The organism is Saccharomonospora halophila 8, from assembly GCF_000383775.1.
Lineage (GTDB): Bacteria > Actinomycetota > Actinomycetes > Mycobacteriales > Pseudonocardiaceae > Saccharomonospora > Saccharomonospora halophila.
The window spans coordinates 1-3,879 of record NZ_KB912502.1 but is presented as its reverse complement, the minus strand read 5'-3'; the positions used below and the strand labels follow the sequence as shown (position 1 = coordinate 3,879).

Sequence of the window (3,879 nt, the reverse complement as noted above, 5' to 3'; positions counted from 1 at the left end):
GGACTCCGCCCTGCTGTGGGCGCTGCTGCGGCGGCGCCTGCGCGACGGGGACGACCCGGTCGACGCCGTGGTGCGGCTGACCTGGGAGGTCGTGCAGGCCGCGCCGGGGTCGCGGCTGAACCTGCTGCTCGTCGGGCGGAACCTGCTGGTCGCCACGGCGTGGGGGCACACGCTGTCCGTCCTGCGGTCCCCGTCCGGTCCGGACGGGGTGTTCGTCGCCTCGGAGCCCTGGGACGCGGACCCCGGCTGGGAGCCGGTCCCCGACGGCGGTCTCGTCGTCGCCCGGCGGGCGGCGTCCCCGGACGGCGGACGCACCGGCGTCACCGGTGGGCACCCGGCGGTCCGGGTGGACATCGACATCCTCGGAGGAGAACGGAGTCAGGCGTGAGCGACGTGCGGGTCGAGACCCACGGCAGCACCGAGGACGTCACCGAGGCCCTCCGCGCGGACGTGCGCGAGGGCCTGTCGGCGACGCGGAAGTGGCTGCCGTCCAAATGGTTCTACGACGCCCGGGGCAGCGAGCTGTTCGAACGGATCACCGGACTGCCCGAGTACTATCCGACCCGGGCCGAGCGGGAGATCCTGCGCGAGCGGGCCGGCGCCGTGGCGGCCGGGACCGGGGCGCGCACCCTGGTCGAGCTGGGGTCGGGGTCCAGCGAGAAGACCCGGTCGCTGCTGGACGCGCTGCGGGCGCACGGCACGCTGAACCGGTTCGTGCCGATGGACGTGTCCTCCTCCGCCCTGACCGAGGCGGCCGAGGCGGTCGGCCGGGACTACCCGGACCTCCCGGTGCACGGTGTCGTGGGCGACTTCACGGCGAGTCTGGCCACGCTGCCGGGCAGCCGCCCGCGACTGGTGGCCTTCCTGGGCGGCACGATCGGCAACTTCCCCCCGGCCGAACGGGCGAAGTTCCTGGCGTCGGTGCGCGACGTGCTCACCGACGGCGAGTGGTTCCTGCTCGGCACCGACATCGTCAAGGACCCGGCCACGCTGGTGCGGGCCTACGACGACGCGGCGGGAGTGACCGCGGAGTTCAACCGCAACGTGCTGCACGTACTCAACACCCGGTTGGGCGCGGACTTCGACCCGACTCTGTTCGCCCACGTGGCGCACTGGGACGCGGACGACGAGTGGATCGAGATGCGGCTGCGGGCCCGTGCGGACACCACCGTCCGGATCCCCGGGGCGGATCTGGAGGTGTCCTTCACCGCGGGAGAGGAGATCCGCACCGAGGTCTCCGCCAAGTTCCGGGAGGAGGGTGTGCGCGCCGAGCTCGCCGGGTCGGGGTTCGCGTTGCGGCACTTCTGGACCGACTCCGGACGCCGGTTCGCGGTGTCGTTGGCGGAGGCGGTCTCCTGAAACCGCACGGGGCGTGATCGGATGCCCTCCGTGCGGAACCCGTTGACTGCGCTGGCCCGTGTCCTGGGCACCCGGACCTGGGTGCTGCGCCGCTCCGCCGGGATCGTGGAGGCCGACCGGGTGCTGCACCGGGTCTCCCGCGGCCGGGTCAGCCTGGTGGGCCTCGCCGGGCTGCCGTCGGTGCACCTGACCACGCTCGGCCGGCGCAGCGGGGCGCCGCGCGGGACGAACCTGCTGTCCATGCCGGACGGTGCGGGGTACGTGGTCGTCGGGTCGAACTGGGGACGTGCCCGGGATCCCGGCTGGACGTTCAACCTCCGGGCGCAGCCCGAGGCCACCGTGACCGTCGCCGGGCGGGAGATCCCGGTGCGGGCACGGGAGCTGCACGGTGCCGAGTACGACCGTATGTGGCGGCGGTTGCTCGCCTACTGGCCGGGCTACGGGAGGGAGCGGGACACCGCGGGCCGGGACCTGCCGATCTTCGTGCTCGGTCCGGTCCGCTGACTCCGCGGGACCGGGAAGGCTCGACCGCCGGGCCGTGATCGCGGGTCGGCGTGCTCCCTGCCCGCGCCTCGCCGCAGAGAGCGGGACACCGTGGGCCGGGAGAGCCATGTCACTCACGTCCGCGTTTGTAACTCGCATTTGCGTGAGTAAGATGTGGGCATGGTCGAGACGGCTGCTCTGGCGCGGACCCTGGGCGATCCGACGCGCATGCGCATCCTCGACGCCTTGACCGCCGGTCCGAGGCGTACGAGCGAGCTGGCGGCGGCGACGGGCTTGACGCCGGCCGCGCTGAGCCGGCACCTGAACCAGCTACGCGAGGCTCAGGTCGTCGCGCGCAGGGACGTCGCGGACGATGGCCGTGGCCGTGCCTACGAACTGCGACCGGCGGCGCTGGAGGCCCTCGCCGGTTGGCTGCGCTCGACCGGCTGGGCCGCCGAGCTCGCAGCGGTCTCCGATCAGCCGCGGACGCGCACGTTACTCGCGCGTATGGGCGGATTCCTCGATGCCTTCGCGGCCGGCGACGTGACCTTTTTCCAGCGCCATCTCCGTCGGGACGCCGTGCTGGTGTTTCCCGGTATGACCGGCCCCGTCGACAAACAGGGCTGTCTCGACTCGGTGGAGACCCACCCGCCCTACCGCCGTCACCGGATCCTCACCGAGCCGGTCGTCCGGCTTGTCGGTGCGACGACCACGGTACTCACCGTCACCGCCGAGGTCGCCACCGCCGCCGACGACGCCGCTGTTCCCACCGTCATGACCGCGGTCCTCGAAGAGGGCACGCCGTGGCAACTCGTCCATCTGCAGTGGACTCCGACGACACCTAAGCACGAAAGGAACATCCCTGATGACTGATCCGATCGACACCGCGTCTCCGTCCCGGACCGTCTGCTACGCCGACGGTCCGGATCCGGAGTCGTCCCGGGCTTTCTACACCGAGGTTCTCGGTCTCGAGGTGGCCATGGAGGAGCCCGTGCTCGGGCTGATCTCGCCGACGAACCGCACCGCCCAGGTGCTCATCCCTCCCGACGGCTTCGAACAGCCCCAGCCGCGATTCGGGGTCGATCTGGGCGACCCGGCGGCGGTCGATGCCGCACACCGCGCCGCGATCGACCGTGGGCTGCGTGTGGTCTACCCGCTGACCGACGAGCCCTGGGGGGTACGCCGCTTCTTCGTCGAGGATCCGGGTGGGACGATCCTCAATGTTCTCGCCCACACCAGCCGGGCCGCAGCGAGCGGCAGCTCGCCGACGCGCCTCTGGCCGCGTCTGATCGTGCCTGACCCGGAATCCGCTTCGCGTTTCTACCGCGACGCACTCGGCTCCCGGGAAGTGTTCCGTGCTCCACCGATGGACGACGGTCGCCCCAGCGTCGTCGAGCATCGCATCGCGGGAACGGTTTTCCGCGTTTCGGCTGCCGTCACCGCGTGGGGCTGGCTCGCACCGAGTGATCTCGGCGGCTCCGCGGTCCTCCTCGAAGTCGAGGACGACGACCCGGACGCACTCGGTGAGCGGATGGTCGCCCACGGCGCCGAGGTGGTGGTGCCGATCGAGAACCGCTCCTACGGTCAACGCGCGGGGCGCATCCGCGACCCGTTCGGCCACCTGTGGATCATCACCGGTGCGCTGCGCTGAACGTGCTCAGCGATGCCGAGGGGGAGCGGCTCCGCGGCGACGGCGTCCGCGCCAACGGCCGGATTTCGCCGACCGGGGCGTTCCGGCTCAACCGATGAGACCGCGCACGATGAGGGTGACCGCGCTCACGGCGGCCACCGTGAGCACGGCGACCCGGATCCGGCCGCCGTGCAGGAGTCGGCGTGCCGGGCCGGAGACCAGGAAACCGGCGAGCAGGAACGGAAGCAGCCACAACGCCGTGAGCAGGTCGTGCCGGCCGACCTGCCCGGCGACGGCCAGCGCGACCAGCGACAGCGCCGACCCGAGGGCGAACAACGCGGCCATGGTGGAGCGGATCCGGGCGGCGGGGGAGTGCTGGTAGAGCAGCGCCAGCGGCGGCCCGCCGA

At 72.3% G+C, this 3,879-nt stretch carries 4 protein-coding genes and 2 pseudogenes; 5 read left to right on the top strand and 1 reads right to left on the bottom strand.

Annotated features, from left to right (window positions below; genetic code table 11):
- From SACHA_RS20385 to SACHA_RS0105120, 5 genes and pseudogenes are all read left to right on the top strand, one after another.
- Positions 1–388 (top strand): annotated as a pseudogene (locus SACHA_RS20385) (ergothioneine biosynthesis protein EgtC); the annotation flags it as partial.
- On the top strand, positions 385–1,359 hold the full coding sequence (gene egtD / locus SACHA_RS0105135) for an L-histidine N(alpha)-methyltransferase (RefSeq protein ID WP_019807698.1): 975 nt from the start codon (positions 385–387) through the stop codon (positions 1,357–1,359). The pseudogene SACHA_RS20385 and the gene egtD, both read left to right, overlap by 4 nt.
- A 21-nt stretch (positions 1,360–1,380) precedes the next feature.
- The gene (locus tag SACHA_RS0105130; RefSeq protein WP_019807696.1) at positions 1,381–1,863 is read left to right on the top strand and encodes a nitroreductase family deazaflavin-dependent oxidoreductase; all 483 of its coding nucleotides are present in this window, start codon (positions 1,381–1,383) and stop codon (positions 1,861–1,863) included.
- A 159-nt stretch (positions 1,864–2,022) separates the two neighbouring features.
- Positions 2,023–2,715, top strand: coding sequence for an ArsR/SmtB family transcription factor (locus SACHA_RS23295; protein ID WP_083935781.1), 693 nt, complete (start codon positions 2,023–2,025; stop codon positions 2,713–2,715).
- The gene (locus SACHA_RS0105120; RefSeq protein WP_019807692.1) at positions 2,708–3,493 is read left to right on the top strand and encodes a VOC family protein; all 786 of its coding nucleotides are present in this window, start codon (positions 2,708–2,710) and stop codon (positions 3,491–3,493) included. Before SACHA_RS23295 ends, SACHA_RS0105120 begins: the two co-directional genes overlap by 8 nt.
- Positions 3,494–3,580: 87 nt before the next feature.
- Here the strand turns inward: SACHA_RS0105120 and SACHA_RS24940 are convergent.
- Positions 3,581–3,879, bottom strand: a pseudogene (locus SACHA_RS24940) (sulfite exporter TauE/SafE family protein); the annotation flags it as partial.